This is a genomic window from Corynebacterium belfantii, assembly GCF_041898185.1.
Lineage (GTDB): Bacteria > Actinomycetota > Actinomycetes > Mycobacteriales > Mycobacteriaceae > Corynebacterium > Corynebacterium belfantii.
The window spans coordinates 1381665-1397277 of sequence record NZ_CP157823.1; the positions used below are offsets into that span (position 1 = coordinate 1381665).

At 50.2% G+C, this 15613-nt stretch carries 11 protein-coding genes; 3 read left to right on the forward strand and 8 right to left on the reverse strand.

Annotation, left to right across the window (positions count from 1 at the left end; genetic code table 11):
• Window positions 1-7: 7 nt before the first annotated feature.
• Together ABMV07_RS06940 and cobN are read right to left on the reverse strand one after the other, a co-directional pair.
• On the reverse strand, window positions 8-541 hold the full coding sequence (locus ABMV07_RS06940) for an FxsA family protein (protein WP_088267027.1): 534 nt from the start codon (window positions 539-541) through the stop codon (window positions 8-10).
• Window positions 542-579: 38 nt separating this feature from the next.
• Complete coding sequence (cobN, locus tag ABMV07_RS06945) at window positions 580-4206, reverse strand: cobaltochelatase subunit CobN (RefSeq protein ID WP_197690056.1); 3627 nt, start codon at window positions 4204-4206, stop codon at window positions 580-582.
• Window positions 4207-4583: 377 nt separating this feature from the next.
• Here cobN and ABMV07_RS06950 point away from each other — a divergent pair, with 377 nt between their 5' ends.
• From ABMV07_RS06950 to cobJ, 3 genes are read left to right on the forward strand one after another with little or no spacing between them, the layout of a single operon-like run.
• Entirely contained in the window at window positions 4584-5768 is a 1185-nt protein-coding gene (locus ABMV07_RS06950) for a precorrin-3B synthase (RefSeq protein WP_088267029.1), read from the forward strand.
• Window positions 5765-6415 carry a precorrin-8X methylmutase gene (locus ABMV07_RS06955; RefSeq protein ID WP_088267030.1) on the forward strand — a complete coding sequence of 217 codons (651 nt, stop codon included), beginning with the start codon at window positions 5765-5767 and terminating at the stop codon, window positions 6413-6415. Before ABMV07_RS06950 ends, ABMV07_RS06955 begins: the two co-directional genes overlap by 4 nt.
• Window positions 6412-7908: a precorrin-3B C(17)-methyltransferase gene (gene cobJ / locus ABMV07_RS06960; protein ID WP_088267031.1), complete on the forward strand. Its 1497-nt coding sequence runs from the start codon at window positions 6412-6414 to the stop codon at window positions 7906-7908. Before ABMV07_RS06955 ends, cobJ begins: the two co-directional genes overlap by 4 nt.
• A gap of 82 nt (window positions 7909-7990) precedes the next feature.
• Here the strand turns inward: cobJ and ABMV07_RS06965 are convergent, their stop codons facing one another.
• The 6 genes from ABMV07_RS06965 to ABMV07_RS06990 are packed head-to-tail and all read right to left on the reverse strand — an operon-like array spanning window position 7991 to window position 15569.
• On the reverse strand, window positions 7991-8722 hold the full coding sequence (locus ABMV07_RS06965) for a cobalt-precorrin-6A reductase (protein WP_088267032.1): 732 nt from the start codon (window positions 8720-8722) through the stop codon (window positions 7991-7993).
• Window positions 8710-9483: a precorrin-4 C(11)-methyltransferase gene (cobM, locus tag ABMV07_RS06970; protein WP_197690057.1), complete on the reverse strand. Its 774-nt coding sequence runs from the start codon at window positions 9481-9483 to the stop codon at window positions 8710-8712. Before cobM ends, ABMV07_RS06965 begins: the two co-directional genes overlap by 13 nt.
• Before the next feature lie 27 nt (window positions 9484-9510).
• Window positions 9511-10791, reverse strand: coding sequence for a precorrin-6y C5,15-methyltransferase (decarboxylating) subunit CbiE (cbiE, locus tag ABMV07_RS06975; protein WP_196981628.1), 1281 nt, complete (start codon window positions 10789-10791; stop codon window positions 9511-9513).
• 22 nt (window positions 10792-10813) lie between these two features.
• Window positions 10814-11590, reverse strand: a complete 777-nt coding sequence (locus tag ABMV07_RS06980; protein WP_197688772.1) for an SDR family oxidoreductase — start codon at window positions 11588-11590, stop codon at window positions 10814-10816.
• Window positions 11587-12726, reverse strand: coding sequence for a M24 family metallopeptidase (locus ABMV07_RS06985; RefSeq protein ID WP_088267036.1), 1140 nt, complete (start codon window positions 12724-12726; stop codon window positions 11587-11589). The genes ABMV07_RS06980 and ABMV07_RS06985 overlap by 4 nt, the downstream gene beginning before the upstream one ends.
• A 50-nt stretch (window positions 12727-12776) precedes the next feature.
• Window positions 12777-15569 carry an RNA helicase gene (locus tag ABMV07_RS06990; protein WP_374064993.1) on the reverse strand — a complete coding sequence of 931 codons (2793 nt, stop codon included), beginning with the start codon at window positions 15567-15569 and terminating at the stop codon, window positions 12777-12779.
• Window positions 15570-15613 lie beyond the last annotated feature (44 nt).

Below are 15613 nucleotides of genomic sequence, written 5' to 3' on the forward strand. Positions count from 1 at the left end.
TTATAAGCTACTTTCGGCCCGAATCGTTAGAGCCTGGATCATCGGTACCGAAATCTTCCGGCTTAAGGTTTCGAGTCCACGATTGTATTTCTTCCTCATCGATTACTTGTTCCGAGGCATGAGGTTGAGCGAACGATCCGTAGTGTGCTTGTTGTCGATACGCATTTGTTGCTTCAAAGCTTATAGCACCGAGTTCTTCGATCTTTGTCCGAAGCTTTTTTGCCAAGAGATTTCTCACTAGGGCACGTGTGGGGGTGAAGATAAGTAGTAGACCAGCAATCGAGGTAACAAACCCCGGCATTGCAACGCCCATTGCTCCGGCACCTATCAAACCAAGGTCTCCTACTGCACGTCCTGCGGAAGCCGTCCCGCGGCTAAGTTTGCGAGAAATATTTTGCATTTCCCATGCAGCAAGAATGAGTCCACCGAATAAGCACGCAAAAAGGAGGATCAAGGCGACCCCAGTTCCGAGCCACCGAGATACTCCCCAAAAAGCTAAAGCCTCGATGAGGAAGTAGGGCAAAGCAAAATAAAGACGCATACTCCTACCCTACCTGCTCATGAGACGAAACAAGGCTCCTAGTTTTGTGTGTCTTCTTCGAGATTTCCTTCCATTTCTAGGAAAGTATTACGCAAGGTATCCAGTGCCTCTGCTGTTGGGTTTTCCCACATGCCTCGATCGGCAGCTTCAAGCAAACGTTCCGAGATATCACGAAGTGCCCACGGATTTGATTTTTCAAAGAACTCGCGATTACTAGGGTCTTTTACATATGTATCGGTTAGCGTTTCATACATCCAGTCGTCCATGAGGCCAGTGGTGGCATCGTAGCCAAAGAGGTAGTCAACGGTTGCGGACATCTCGAAAGCGCCTTTGTACCCGTGGCGACGCATTGCTTCAATCCAGCGAGGATTTACTACACGTGCTCGGAATACACGACGAGATTCCTCATGTAGCGTTCGCGTTTTGACCGTTTCTTGGCGAGTCGAATCCCCGATGTACGCCTCGGGATTTGATCCGGTAAGCGCACGAACTGTAGCTACCATTCCGCCGTGGAACTGGAAGTAATCATCGGAGTCTGCAATGTCATGTTCCTTAGAATCAACATTTTTAGCAGCCACTTGGATGCGTCGATACGCACTTCGCATTTCTTCGTGGGCTTTTACGCCGTTGACTCCTCGGCCATAGGCGTATCCGCCCCAGTTGGTGTATACCTCTGCAAGATCCTGATCGTCGCGCCAATTGCCAGATTCTATGAGTTCTAGAAGTCCAGCGCCGTAGGTTCCTGGTTTCGATCCGAAGATTCGTCGAACCGGTACATTGTGATCGTGCTGATCCGACATTATGTGCGCACGAATGAAGTTTTGTTCTGCTGGTTCGTCCAGCTGAGAAACTAGCTGAACTGCGTCGTCGATAAGGGCTAGTACATGTGGGAATGCGTCACGGAAGAAGCCCGAGATGCGAACGGTTGTATCAATTCGGGGACGCCCAAGTTCCTCTAGCGAAATGACTTCAAGATCAACAACGCGTCGAGAAGCCTCGTCCCATACCGGACGAACACCCAACAGTGCGAATACTTCAGCGATATCATCGCCAGAAGTTCTCATTGCGGACGTTCCCCATACGGAAAGTCCGACAGACTTAGGGTACTGCCCATCGTGCTCATCGCGGTATCGCTGAACTAAAGAATCTGCCAGCAATTGGCCAGTTTCCCACGCTAGGCGTGAAGGTAAGGATTTCGGATCTACTGAATAAAAGTTACGTCCGGTAGGTAAAACGTTGACTAGGCCACGCATTGGAGAACCCGATGGGCCAGCTTCAATGAAGCGTCCGTCTAGAGCGCGGAGAATTTGATCGATTTCGCGGGGTGTTTGTTCGAGACGTGGGATGATCTCGTTGCATGCGAAAATGAGCAGCGACGTAACCCCGGCGCGGTTGGCATCATCTGGTAGCTCGTCATTATCGACGATTTCGGTTACTGATGTAGGGTCCCAGTTGTTTTGCTCGAGGCGGGTGAGCATTCCGTGTGCGATGTTTTCAATATCGTCGACACGGTGTCGGTTTTCGTCGCCTGCTTCGGAGAGCCCAAGGCTTTCGCGAAGTCCTGGGATTGCTTCTTCTCCTCCCCAAAGTTGGCGTGCGCGGAGCATAGCGAGAACGAGTTCGACGCGAATTTCTCCGGTAATGTTTTCGCCAAGGATATGGAGGCCACCACGGATAGCTGCGTCTTTGATTTCGCAGAGCCAGCCGTCGATCTCCATCATTTTGTCGTCGAATGCGTCTTCGTCTGGTCGTTCATCCCATCCGAGGTCGCGATCCATTTTTGCGGCTTGAAGGAGGGTCCAGATTTCTTGCCTGATTGCGGGAAGTTTAGCTGGGTCCATGGCTGCAATGGTTGCATGTTCGTCGAGTAGCTGCTCGAGTCGAGTGATGTCACCATAGGTTTCTGCTCGTGCCATTGGTGGAATCATATGGTCAACTAGCGTGGCGTGTGCTCGGCGCTTTGCTTGTGTCCCCTCGCCTGGGTCGTTAACTAAGAATGGGTAGATCAAGGGGAGATCTGCGATCGCTTGGTCTGGATAGCATTCTGGTGATAGGCCGGCGTTTTTGCCAGGTAGCCATTCCATGTTGCCGTGTTTTCCCATATGGACGATGGCGTCAGCGTGGAATTTTTCGCGGAGCCAGAAGTAGACGCCGAGGTAGTGGTGATTAGCAGGTAGATCTGGGTCGTGATAAATGCCTACTGGGTTTTCACCAAAGCCGCGAGGTGGTTGGACCATGACGACGACGTTGCCGAACTGTAGTCCGGCTATGTAAAGCTCGTGTGTTTTGGGGTTGACGTAGTGAGTTCCTGGAGCTTCACCCCAGTGTTCGGTCATTTCTTCTTGCATTGCGCTAGGCAAGGTTGCGAAGAAGTCGAGGTAGTCGTCTTTTGCAAGTTTGAGGGGGTTGTTGTCTAGTACGTCTTGGGTGAGCCATTCTGGGTCGTGTCCACCTGCTGCAATGATGGCGTGCATGAGGGCATCGCCGTCGTGGTCTCCTTCGGTGCTGTAACCGGGGATATTGGCGGGGTCACCGATGTTGTAGCCTGCGGTGTGTAGCGCTTCTAGAACTCTTAGCGTAGATAGCGGTGTATCAAGGCCGACTGCATTGCCGATACGAGCGTGCTTAGTTGGGTATGCGGAAAGCATGAGAACAAGGTTTTTGTCCTTGTTTTCTTTTTTGCGTAATTGGGCGTGGCGTACTGCGATACCAGCTAGTCGAGCACAGCGTTCGTTATCAGGAACATAGGCGATAAGTCCGTCTTCGTCGTATTCCTTGAAAGAAAATGGGACGGTAATCAGTCGTCCATCGAATTCTGGTACGGCGATTTGGGTTGCTACGTCGAGGGGACTTAGTCCTTCGTCGTTGTCGTTCCAGTCGGACTTGGAATTGGTGAGGGCTAAGCCTTGGATGATAGGAATGTCGAGGGCAGCTAGCTTGGCGACGTCCCATGCTTCATCATCTCCGCCTGCGCCTGCGGTTGCTGGTTTTGTACCACCAGCTGCAAGAACTGTAGTGATTAAGGCATCGCATGTAGAAAGTTCAGCGAGTAGATCTTCTGATGCTTGGCGCAAGGAAGCCGAGAAGATTGGTACGGGTACTGCGCCTTGAGCTGCAATAGCGTTGGCAAGCTCGGTGATATATGCAGTGTTTCCTGCAATGTGTTGGGCTCGGTAATAAATGATGCCGATTTTCGGTAGCGATGATTCGAAGCTGTTCTGGTGTGCGGCGGAATCCAAAAATCCCCAGGATGGCATGTGCTGAGGTTGATCGAATCCTAGACCAGTCAGCAGCAGCGTGTCAGACAAGAAGTTGTGCAAATTGGCGAGGTTTGTTGCTCCACCTTCGGCTAAGTAAGTGTGTGCCGTTGTGACAACGCCTGCGGGAGCAGTCGATAACTCAGTGAGTTCTGCATCGACTGCTAGTTCACCGGAAACTGCGATAACAGGAATATGCGTAGAAAGGAGCGTATCAAGGCCTGCTTCCCAAGCCCGTTTTCCACCTAGTAGACGAACTACAAAGATGTCGGTTGTGGAGATGAGCTCGCCTAGTTTTTCTTCATTCACATAGTTGGGATTGAAGTACTGGAATTCTACTTCTGATTGTGATGTAGCTGCTTTGGCCGATAGTAAATCTGTATCAGAGGTGGAGAGCAATGTGATCATTGTAAAACGTCAATTCCTTTCGTGGGAGGCGCGCCCAGCGCAGGTGTAAAAGTTGCATGACATATGTCTCTGTTTCAGAGCACGTCTTTCGAAAGAAAAGCATCACTGTTGTGGTCTGACTGTAACAATGGCGCGACCGTCCGGGTTTTCACCGAGTTCACGACTGTGATTTTTATCCGTGAAAGTGTTCTGTGACTACGTCATGGTTCCGGTCTAGCTTAACTGAGTGCGAGGATTTCCACTGCATGTCGCGCTGAGTTGATGCACTCGGGTTCAATTCGGTCGGACACTAATCAAAAATTATGATGACCTAATGTGACAAAAGCCAGCATTGAACACCTCACATTAGTGAGTTTTGTTGGTTTTATGTGACTACTATGAGCGCCATGACTTTTCAGAAGAGCGCAGATGTGAAGTCTGCTGCTGTACTTATCGCACATCCTGACCGAAGCCGCTCCGATATGTGCCCTGGAGCGCTAAAACTTCACCATGCAAATGATGGTGCCATTGGTCGTGTTCGCTTCCCCGGTGGTCGTGTTCGTGCATCTCAATGGGAAGACATTGCTCGGATTTCTGATGAGCTAGGTGATGGAAGCATTCACATCACGACTCGAGGCAACATGCAGTTCCGAGGTGTATCGGATGAGGCAGCATTTGCAGATGTAGTTGAAGCTGCAGGATTTTTGCCTTCCCGTCGCCACGATAAGATCCGAAACATTTTGTGCTCACCGCTGAGCCCTGAGCTGTGGAAGCTTACGGATGATTTGGATCAAACTCTTCAAGAAAACGACGTGGTTGCTGGCCTTTCTGGCCGTACTCTTTTTGGTTTCGATGCCGGTTCTGGAGATATCGTGAGCCAGAATCCCGATTTTGGCGTGGTATATGTAGACGGAGCTCACCAGCTGATTTTGGGTGGTAAAACAACGAGCGTCGCTATAGCTGATTCTGATGAAGTTGCCACAATCCTCACTGCAGCTGCGGAGATTTGGCAAAATATGCGTGAAATTGAATGGAGATTACACGAAAGTCCTGTTGCACGTCAACGGATCGCTGAGGAGCTTCATGAGCGTTTCGACGTAGTACGTCGTCAGGTTGCTGTCCCACGTGCTCAAGGATCTGCTCGTCCGATTGGCTGGATTTCAGCAGGCGACAGTACCGTGACCTTGGGCGCAGGATTGCGGTTTGGTTTTCTGACGTCGAAGGTTGCTCGCATTCTTGCGGCTGTAGGAGCTGAAACATCGATTACGCCCTGGGCTTCGCTTGTAATCCATGGTTTGAAAGAAGATGAAGCAGAAGCAGTAACAAAGGTTTTGGCGCCGCAAGGTCTTATCTTTGATGCCCACTCCCCTTGGCTCAAGGTCACAGCTTGTACCGGCCTTCCAGGCTGTCAAAAATCGCTGACCAATACGCAACAAGATGCGATGACGCTTGTCCAATCCGGTGATGAGATCAATGGTTTAGTACACTTTTCAGGGTGTGATCGCAGGTGCGGTCACCCTTTGTCACATCACACTGAATACGTCGCGGTCGGCGACGGAGAATATGAGGTTTCAGAACGGTGAGCTTCGAATACATCACAGACGGTAACGAGATCTATCGGCAATCCTTTGCCATGATTCGTGAAGAGTCGGATTTAAGCCGGTTCGATGACAAACAGGCACAGATCGCGGTTCGAATGATTCACGCAGCAGGTGAAGTCGATTTGGCGGAAGACATAGAATTGTCCACCAATGTTGTCGATACCGCCCGTGATGCATTGCGCCGAGGCGCACCAATCTTGACTGATGTCAATATGGTCAAAAGCGGCGTGACTCGTAATCGATTGCCTGCAGACAACGAAGTAATCTGTTTGCTCAATGAACCTCGTACGGTGGAACTAGCTCGGGAACTTGGTACAACTCGATGTGCTGCCGCTGTCGAACTGTGGGAGCCACATATTGCTGGTGCAGTTGTTGCTATCGGCAATGCGCCTACGGCACTCTTTCACCTGCTTAATTGGCTTGCTGAGGATCCGCAGCGACCACGACCTGCTGCGATTTTGGGTATTCCTGTGGGATTCGTTGGTGCCGCAGAATCGAAAGCAGCATTAGCTAATGTTGCCCACGACTTAGGCGTCGAATTTGTCACTGTTCACGGGCGTCGTGGCGGATCAGCTATCACCTGTGCCGCGGTCAATGCTCTGGCGACGGAAAAGGAGATTCTTCCATGACAACTGTGACTGCAGGAAAGCTTATCGGAGTTGGAGTAGGTCCTGGTGATCCTGAGCTGCTTACCGTTAAAGCAGTAAAAGCAATAAAGTCGGCCGATGTTATTGCGTTCCATGCGAAGTCGAATGGCCAATCGGCTGCTCATCGTATTGCGGAACAGTACATTCGCCAAGACCAGATGCTCGAGCTACTGGAATACCCTGTTACGACCGGTATTACAGAACATCCAAGTGGGTATGCCGGTGCGATGGCAGAATTTTACGCCAGTGTGGGCAAACGCTTACGTGATCATCTGATCGAAGGTAAGAACGTAGTAGTTCTTGCACTGGGAGATCCGATGCTTTATAGCTCGTACCAGCATATTCATCGATTGTTGTCTGAAGATTTTGAGGCTGAAATTATTCCTGGCATTCCTTCGGTCACTTCAGCTGCTGATGTGCTAGGAAAACCGCTGTGTGAAGATGACGATGTACTTACGATCCTTCCGGGAACATTGCCTTATAGCGAGCTCGTGGCGCGCCTGTCAGATTCTGACGGTGCCGTCGTCATGAAGCTCGGTCGCACCTTCGATAAAGTCCGCGAAGCAATGATTGAAGCTGGCGTCGCAGGCCGTGCTCACGTGGTGGTACGTGTCGGAATGGCTGATCAGCACTCAGTTCCTGTCATGGAAGCAGACCCACAGGCCATTCCCTACTTCTCCGTAGCTGTGGTTCCTTCTATCACAGATACCAATGGGAACTCGGGTGCTAAACAACAAGGCGAAGTAGTAGTTGTTGGCCTTGGCCCAGGTGCTCATCGCTGGACAACTCCCGAAGTTATCGCTGAGCTTAAACAAGCCACCGACATTGTTGGATATTCCACGTATGTGAATCGGGTGCCACAGCAAGCGGGACAACGGAGGCACCTTTCGGATAACAAAGTCGAAGCGGAACGAGCAGCCATGGCCTTAGACATGGCAAAACAAGGCCGCAAAGTTGCTGTAGTTTCTTCTGGTGATCCCGGAGTATTTGCAATGGCAGCAGCAGTCTTGGAAACCGCTGATGACGATCAGTGGCGTGATGTACCGGTTCGCATCATCCCAGGAATGACTGCGGCTCAAGCCGTTGCCTCTCGAGTAGGCGCACCTTTGGGACATGATTTTGGCATGATTTCGTTATCTAACCGGCTAAAGCCTTTTGAAATCGTAGAAAAACGAATTCGAGCATTAGCCAGTGCTGATATGGCTTTTGCTTGCTACAACCCTGCGTCAAAAGAGCGATGTTGGCAAGTCGCGCGCCTGAAAGAAATCGTTAGTGAGTATCAGGCAGGATCAACACCTGTCATCGTCGCTCGTGCTGTGGGATCCGATCAAGAAGCAGTGACGGTGACGACGCTTGACGACTTTGATCCAGACATTGTTGATATGAGAACAATGGTCATTATCGGGGCGTCGACGACTAAAACTTACCAAGGTAGTGATGGAGTCCGCGTATTTACATCGCGGTGGTACACCTAGTTTGTTGAGCATTTAAATCGGTGTGGCCTCAAGCTTTTAGATTAGAAAAGCTTGAGGCCACACCGATTATTTACATCCTGAGCTACAAGGAATCAATAATTTCAACGACCTCTGCAGCTGAGGTAGCAACATGAGTAACCTTGGGCAATTGAGGTCGTTGCACCATTACTACGTCAATACCAAGATCGCGTGCTGCATCAAGCTTGGCGTGTGTGAGCGGCCCGCCAGAATTTTTGGTGACAACACAGTCTATCTGGTTATCAATCATCAATTTCTTTTCGCTTTCCAGTGTAAAAGGACCACGCGAAAGTATGAACCGATGACGCTGAGGTAGCGCCACTTGTGGATGTTCCACAGCACGTACGACATAAAGATTATGAGAGTCCTGAGCAAATGGTGCTAGTTGCTGCCGACCAATTGTTAGAAAAATATGGTGATAGTCACGCGCGGCTTTTTCAGCAGCTTCCTGCATCGATTTCACTGGAATCCAACGGTCACGGGGCCTTGGCTTCCATTCGGGGCGATGCAACGCAATCAAAGGAATACCAGTAGCTCTGCTCGCTTCGGCGGCCGAGGCACTAATACGTTCTGCAAACGGATGGGTTGCATCAATGATAACTTCAACCTCTTCGCGCAATAGCCATTGTGTCAGTCCAGCAGGCCCTCCAAAGCCTCCAATTCTGACCTCGCCGACTGGAAGCTTCGGATTGGAAACGCGCCCAGCTAAGGAACTTGTCACGCGCCAACCAGCAGCATGAAGAATCGCAGCTACGTCTCGGCCTTCCCCAGTGCCTCCCAAAATTAGTGCGCGCATGGAACCGTCCTACCGTGCTCATCTCGCGGTCGGTCATCGGAATATAGGAATGAATCAGGGAACCCTTCAGCTTCGAGAACTTTTCCGACCACGATGATTGCTGTACGGGTAATGTCAGCGTTTCGTGTCTTTTCTGCGATGTCAGCAAGTCTTCCCCGGACAATTACCTCCTCTGGACGAGATGCGTAAGCAACTACAGCTGCGGGACAATGCTCGCCATAGTGAGGAAGCAGCTCCGATACGACACGGTCAATGTCATGTGCTGCGAGATGGATGCATAAAGTTGCGCCGCTCTTGCCTAAAGTGGGCAGATCCTCGCCTTGCGGCATAGCTGATGCACGACCCGAAACTCGAGTGAGGATTACTGTTTGACCGACTGTAGGGACAGTAAGTTCATGCCCCAAAGCTGCGGCAACAGCAGCAAAAGCGGGTACTCCTGGGACAATTTGATAGTCAATCCCCAGCGCAGTGAGCCTGCGCACTTGTTCTGCCACAGCCGAATAAATAGAGGGGTCACCAGACTGCAGTCGGGCGACATCATATCCATCTTTATGCGCAGCAACTATTTTTTCCATGATCTGGTCAAGCGGCATGCGGGCTGTATTAATCACCTGAGCGTCTTGTGGGACAGATTCCAATATTTCTGGTGGAACAATAGATCCGGCGTACATGCACACCTGTGCTGATTTGATGATGTTATGCGCACGAAGCGTAAGGAGATCTGCAGCGCCGGGGCCTGCACCGATGAAGTAAACAGTCATAATGAATTAAACCTTATTGCTTTCTACTCAGAGTTCCTTTGTCAATTCTTTTACTACGGTCCATTGGTGTACCGGTAGCGCAGGTTTCATGGTGATAAATGAGCCCACTGTGTGCTCATGCGAAATGGCAAACGAACTCATGGTTCCACCAAATTGCTTACGCAACGCCCAAAGCATTTGTTCGCTTTCTACCGTCACTGCGTTGGCCACTAATCGACCCCCTACTGGTAGACGTTTCCATGCGGCCTCGAATACACCCGGCGCGGTAAGTCCACCGCCAATGAAGATTACGTCGGGGTTGTCTGGAACATCGTCGAATGCTCTGGGGGCACCTTGCTGCACCGCTATCCTATCGGAAACCCCAAGGTTGATTGCATTGCTGAGGATTCGTTCGCGACGTTCTTCAGATATTTCGAAGCAGATAGCTGTTGTCTGTGGGGTTGAACGCAGCCATTCGATAGCGATGGAACCGGATCCTCCTCCTATATCCCATAGTGTTTCATGAGGTTTAGGGGCTAACACTGATAGCGTGAGTGCTCGTACATGTCGTTTTGTGAGCTGGCCGTCGGTGATGTATTCCGAGTCTGGCAGCCCCGGTATTCTACTGCGGGTGGCTGTGTGAGGGCGTATCGCAATAATGTTTAGTGCTGAATCGTTCGAAGGATAGTCAGTAGCGGTTCCTGATGTGATTGTTTCGCTTACGCTGCCGATATCGCTTAGAACGGTTACTTCTGCGGTGCTTTGACCTAAAGAAATAAGGTGTTCACAGATCTCGTGTGGAGACTCATGGTTGCGTCCTAATACTAGGAAACGGTCCCCTTGTTCGATTGCTAATGTGAGATGTGCGATGGGGTGGGTAACGAGGCTGTAGACGCTTGTTGTATCGAGTGCCCAACCGAGTCGAGCGCACGCTAGCGATGCCGATGATGGCTGCGGGATCACCGTAATGCTGTGATGCGGAAGTAGTCGGTGGAGCGTGCTGCCGATACCATGAAACATGGGGTCGCCGGATCCAAGGACTACGACTTCTTTGTCTATGAATTCAGCGAAGAGTGCGGGGATCGCTGGTAGAAGTGGAGATGGCCATGTGATTCGGTCGCCTTGGAAGTCTTCAGGTAGTAGCCCGAGTTGGCGTTTGGATCCGATGATGATTGTGGCTTGGCGTAGTGCGGTGCGAGCTTGCGCACCGAGTTCTTCTACTCCGCCTGCTCCAATTCCGACGACGGTAATGGCACCGGTGTGTGCTTGGCCATCGTCGTTTTTGGGGCGTCCCAATTCAGAAACGCGTGCGGTTGCTTCCATACTCATAATTCCTCTACTCTACCCCGTTTTAGCGTGGCATTTTGCGCCAGATTCGGCGTGGGACAAGCTTCATCATTATGGCGAGAATCGCTAGCTTCGACGGTATCCATAGAGTTGTGCTTGTAGATTTTTCTTTTGTTGATCGAGTAATTGCTGAGCAAATCGCTTCGGCTACGATGCTGGGAGTAACTGACATAGGAGCGGGTTTCATTCCTCGAGTCATGTGTCCGATTACGAAACCTGGTCGAGCGATGATCATTTTTACTGAGCTGCCATGAAGAGAGTCGGCAAGTCCTTGGCTGAATGCATCGAGTCCGGCTTTGGTCGATCCGTATACGTAGTTGGCCCGTCGAGGCCGCCATCCTGCGATAGATGAAAATACGGTGATCGTCGACGTATGCGTTTGTCGTTTCATGATGTCGGCAAGGACTGTAAGGGCAACAATTTGTGCGGTGTAATCTATCGTAGCGATTTCAGCTGCATGCGATTCGTCTGATTCGGCTTTATTCTGGTCACCGAGGATTCCGAAACTGACTACGGCATGATCAATGCGTGGAATTTGGCTGATTATAGGTCTTAAAGACGTAAAATCTGTTGCGTCGAACTCTCGGACATCGACGTTGCGGGCTCCTAGTTCTTTGAGCACGGATACTAGTCCGCCGCGGGCGGTAAGACGTTCTGATCGTCGAGCTAAAAGAACAAAATCGTGGTCGCAAGCAAGGTTGATGGCAATCCGCCCTGCGATTTCGCTTGAAGCTCCTACAATGACGACAGTTTCTGTTACTTTTTTCATGTTGTAGCTCATTGCAATGTTCGCGGCTGGTTATTTAAACGTTCACAGCCTGATTCAGTAACGACGACTATGTCCTCGATTCGGGCGCCGTATTTTCCTGGAATATAGATTCCTGGCTCAATGGAAAACGCCATTCCAGGTTGAAGTACTAACTTATTTCCTTTCATAATGAATGGTTCTTCGTGAGTAGATAGTCCGATTCCATGTCCGGTTCGGTGAATGAAATATTCTCCATATCCTGCTTGCGTGATGATCTCTCGCGCGACATTATCTACAGATTCGGCCGTTACCCCTGGGTGAACGTGAGCTACTGCAGCCTCTTGGGCTTTTTCTAGTACTGCGTATAAGTTTTTAGCGTCGGAAGGTGCATGTTGCGGGCCACCAACGACAAAAGTGCGCGTGCAATCCGAATGATATCCAGCTCCAAAAGTTCCTCCGATATCAACAACAACAATGTCACCAGTATTGAGGATACGGTCTGAAAAATCATGGTGCGGATTCGCCCCATTCGGGCCACTCCCAACAATGATGAAATCGATTGCAGAATGCTCTTGGGCTATAAGACGATGAAGATCTTCTGCAACTTCGGCTTCTGTGCGTCCCGCAGTAATCAGGTGGGGAACTTCGGCATGAACTTTGTCGATTGCTTCACCTGCAGAGCGAAGTTGTGCGATTTCATCAGGGTCTTTATTGATAAAAAGTTCGCTCATCACAGTGTTTGCTAGTACAAACGAAACCCTTTGTCCTGCAAGCCCCATCAGACTAATAAGATGTGCCGCTTCAAGGTGATCATCAACTCCGATTACATCTGAGTCTTTTAGCGGCGATAAGGCATTCATAGCTAGAGTATGCGCGTCTTCCCCATCATCCCAATACTGGGTTCTAACGCCCATTTCAGCTATAGCACTGCGAACTACATCGCCTCGATCCACTGAAGGCACCACAAAGACCACATCAGATATTGAAGAAAAATCTGCTGGGATAATCAAAGCACTAAAACGCTCGTGGGTATCTATGCGTAGACCAGTGAGATATTCCAGCTGTGGTCCTGGGCCAATTACCACACCACGAAGCCCGTGATTGATTGCCCCTTGAGAAGCTTGCTGGAGTCTTTTTGCATATACACTTGAAGGAAATGTATTGATCATAGTGATTAATAGTAAACCTCGGTGTCACACACCGAGGTAGTTAATGAAATCTAGTTTCCGATCGCTACGACGCCTCTGCGTATAGTGTCGATAGCCTTGCGCGCTGCGCGCCGGGTGTAGTTATTGTAAGCAGTTGATCGTACTTGTTCGAGCAAATCGACAACCTGTCGGCATTGGCGAACAAAATCTCCAGGCGTAAGCTCGGCTCCGGATTCCGCGGCAGCAGCAATACAATAACCGAGCGGAGCGCCGGCCGCCCACTGATGCATCGCCAATGCAAATCCACCTTCGGGATACCTAGTGACGGGTAGCCGATAACGACGCTCGTCAGTGCCAAGTTCCTCCCAAATCCGTACGGTGTTGTTCATAGCTTTCGCCATTTCTTCGGTTGCAGCGTCAGGTTCTCCACGAGTTTCTCGGCGATTTTCAAAAGTACACATGCTAACTACACCAGCTAATTCTGCAGGATCTAGGTCATCCCAGATTCCCCGCTTGAGGCATTGTGCCACTAATAGATCAGACTCGTTATGAATCTGGCAGAGGTTTTCGCCTTCCTCAGTAATGACAGGAACCCCGTCACAGAATTCGACGTAATCATATTCGGCAAGCAAGTTAACAATTCGATCGAAAGTACGGCCAAGCGTATCGGTTGCCTCGTTGACTTTGCGTTGAGCTGTCTCGAGCAAGCGTTGCTGTCGCACCAACTGTTCCCCCACCCGAGCAAGATCTTCCCTCTTGTGCCAATGATGTGCAGGGTGTGAACGAAGCTGCTCCCTCAGCGCCGAAATAGTCGCATTTGGACGATTCCGCGGAGAAGTTTTCAGCCGTCTAGGACGTTGGAAATTCGCTTTTCGAAACTGGTCAACTACAAAACGCGAATTTTTCCGTGGTTGTGCAATAGTTTGCCTGCTCAACCGCATATGGCCAATAGCCACTGGAGGCATGGCAAATGCATCAGTTCCTACGCGTCCAGACCAACCCGTTTCCATCGTGATCCATATGTGTGGGTCTTTTTTATTATTGGCTGGATTAACCACTACGGCTAGTAGTGGATGCTTTTTACCAGGCATTGCTATTACTTCACCAAGCTGCAGCTTGCTTAATACCCTCGTCGTTTCCATGTCACGTTGTTCAATAGACAAACGCTTATGTTTGCGCTCTTCGTCGGTAAGCTCACGACGTATATGGATGTACTCCAAGAAACTATCGACGTTTCCTGCACCGCCTTCATCGTGACAATCCAAGGCAGCATGGAGCTGTTCGGTTAATTGATCGACGGATTTTTCCAAGGATTCGATTGCTTTAATATCATCGACAACACCACCATCGGCCTGGAACTGGGCAAAGGATTTTTCTAACAAGCGATGTGCAGGTTCGAAACCAATAGTCTTCAGCAAGTTCACTGACATGTTGTAACCTGGTGCAAAGGTAGAGACCAATGGATAAGTGCGAGTAGAGGCAAGTCCAGCAACTTGTCCTGGATCCATCGCCGGTGCCCATTGCACCACCGCGTTTCCAATGACATCGATACCTCGACGCCCAGCGCGTCCAGTCAACTGCGTATATTGTCCAGGCGTTAGGTCGGCATGCCCTTCACCATTAAATTTCACGAGTTTTTCCAAAACAACCGTGCGCGCCGGCATGTTGATACCAAGTGCCAATGTTTCTGTAGCGAACACCGCTCGGACTAGTCCTTTGGTAAATAGCTTTTCTACGATATGACGAAAAGCGGGCAACATACCTGCATGATGCGCCGCAAATCCGCGCATTAGTGCTTGGCGCCAGCGACGATAGTCAAGTAGACGAAGATCATCCTCAGGTATTCCTGCTACTCCAGCGGTGATGATATCGGAGATTTCTTCCGATTCTTCTTGAGTAGTAAGGACAAGGCTCGATCGCATACATTGATGGAGTGCGGCGTCACAACCGGCGCGAGAGAAAATAAACGTAATCGCAGGTAACATGTCTTGTTCTTGCAAGATATGAAGAACATCTGGACGCGATAAAGCTCGATGTTTGTCCGAACGACGGTGCTGGGATCGTCGAGAAGCATGGCTATCTGACTCCATCGCGCGAGATCTATTTCGGAATCCTCCAGCATTGAGCTGTGCGCGGCCGTACTCTGTGCAATCTGTGTCTGTTCCTTCGAGGCGTTCGATGTGCTCGACGAGACGACTATTCACTTCTCCAGTTGTACCGGGCTCAAATAGGGGATGCATACGACGGGCAACGAGCATCCATTGGTTGAGAGGCACAGGGCGGTTTTCCGAAACAATAATTTCGGTATCACCGCGAACAGTATTAAGCCACCGGCCGAATTCCTCTGAATTGCTCACCGTCGCGGATAAACCGATCACGTTTACAGATGCGTCAAGGCCAAGGATTGCTTCTTCCCAAACTGCACCACGGGAGGAGTCAGACAAAAAGTGTATTTCATCCATCACGACGTGACTGAGACGATCTAAAGCCTCTGAATCTGCGTAGATCATATTACGAAGAACTTCAGCAGTCATGACGACTATGTCAGCATCTCGGTTGATGGAAACATCACCAGTAAGTAGGCCGACCTTATCTTCACCATGAGCTTTTACAAGGTCGTGGAATTTCTGATTACTAAGTGCCTTAATCGGTGTGGTGTAGAAACACTTAGTCTGTTGCGAGAGGGCTAGGGAAATCGCAAATTCACCGACAATAGTCTTTCCAGCTCCCGTAGGTGCACAAACGAGGACACCCCGGCCGCTTTCGACCACTTGGCACCCTCGGATTTGAAATTCATCAAGTGGAAATTTTTGACGTGCAGCAAAATAGCTTAAATGTGATTCTGGTTCCACGGTGGCATTCATGTCTTCAAGGCTACTTGCTAGATGCGGAGAAAACGTAAATGGGG

Excerpts from the sequence above, each read along its gene's own strand:
- ABMV07_RS06980 (WP_197688772.1), bottom strand. The coding sequence starts at position 11,590 with ATGAGCTACAACATGAAAAAAGTAACAGAAACTGTCGTCATTGTAGGA.
- cbiE (WP_196981628.1), bottom strand. The coding sequence starts at position 10,791 with ATGAGTATGGAAGCAACCGCACGCGTTTCTGAATTGGGACGCCCCAAA.
- cobJ (WP_088267031.1), top strand. The coding sequence starts at position 6,412 with ATGACAACTGTGACTGCAGGAAAGCTTATCGGAGTTGGAGTAGGTCCT.
- ABMV07_RS06965 (WP_088267032.1), bottom strand. The coding sequence starts at position 8,722 with ATGCGCGCACTAATTTTGGGAGGCACTGGGGAAGGCCGAGACGTAGCT.
- ABMV07_RS06990 (WP_374064993.1), bottom strand. The coding sequence starts at position 15,569 with ATGAATGCCACCGTGGAACCAGAATCACATTTAAGCTATTTTGCTGCA.
- cobM (WP_197690057.1), bottom strand. The coding sequence starts at position 9,483 with ATGACTGTTTACTTCATCGGTGCAGGCCCCGGCGCTGCAGATCTCCTT.
- ABMV07_RS06950 (WP_088267029.1), top strand. The coding sequence starts at position 4,584 with ATGAGCGCCATGACTTTTCAGAAGAGCGCAGATGTGAAGTCTGCTGCT.
- ABMV07_RS06940 (WP_088267027.1), bottom strand. The coding sequence starts at position 541 with ATGCGTCTTTATTTTGCTTTGCCCTACTTCCTCATCGAGGCTTTAGCT.
- ABMV07_RS06985 (WP_088267036.1), bottom strand. The coding sequence starts at position 12,726 with ATGATCAATACATTTCCTTCAAGTGTATATGCAAAAAGACTCCAGCAA.
- cobN (WP_197690056.1), bottom strand. The coding sequence starts at position 4,206 with ATGATCACATTGCTCTCCACCTCTGATACAGATTTACTATCGGCCAAA.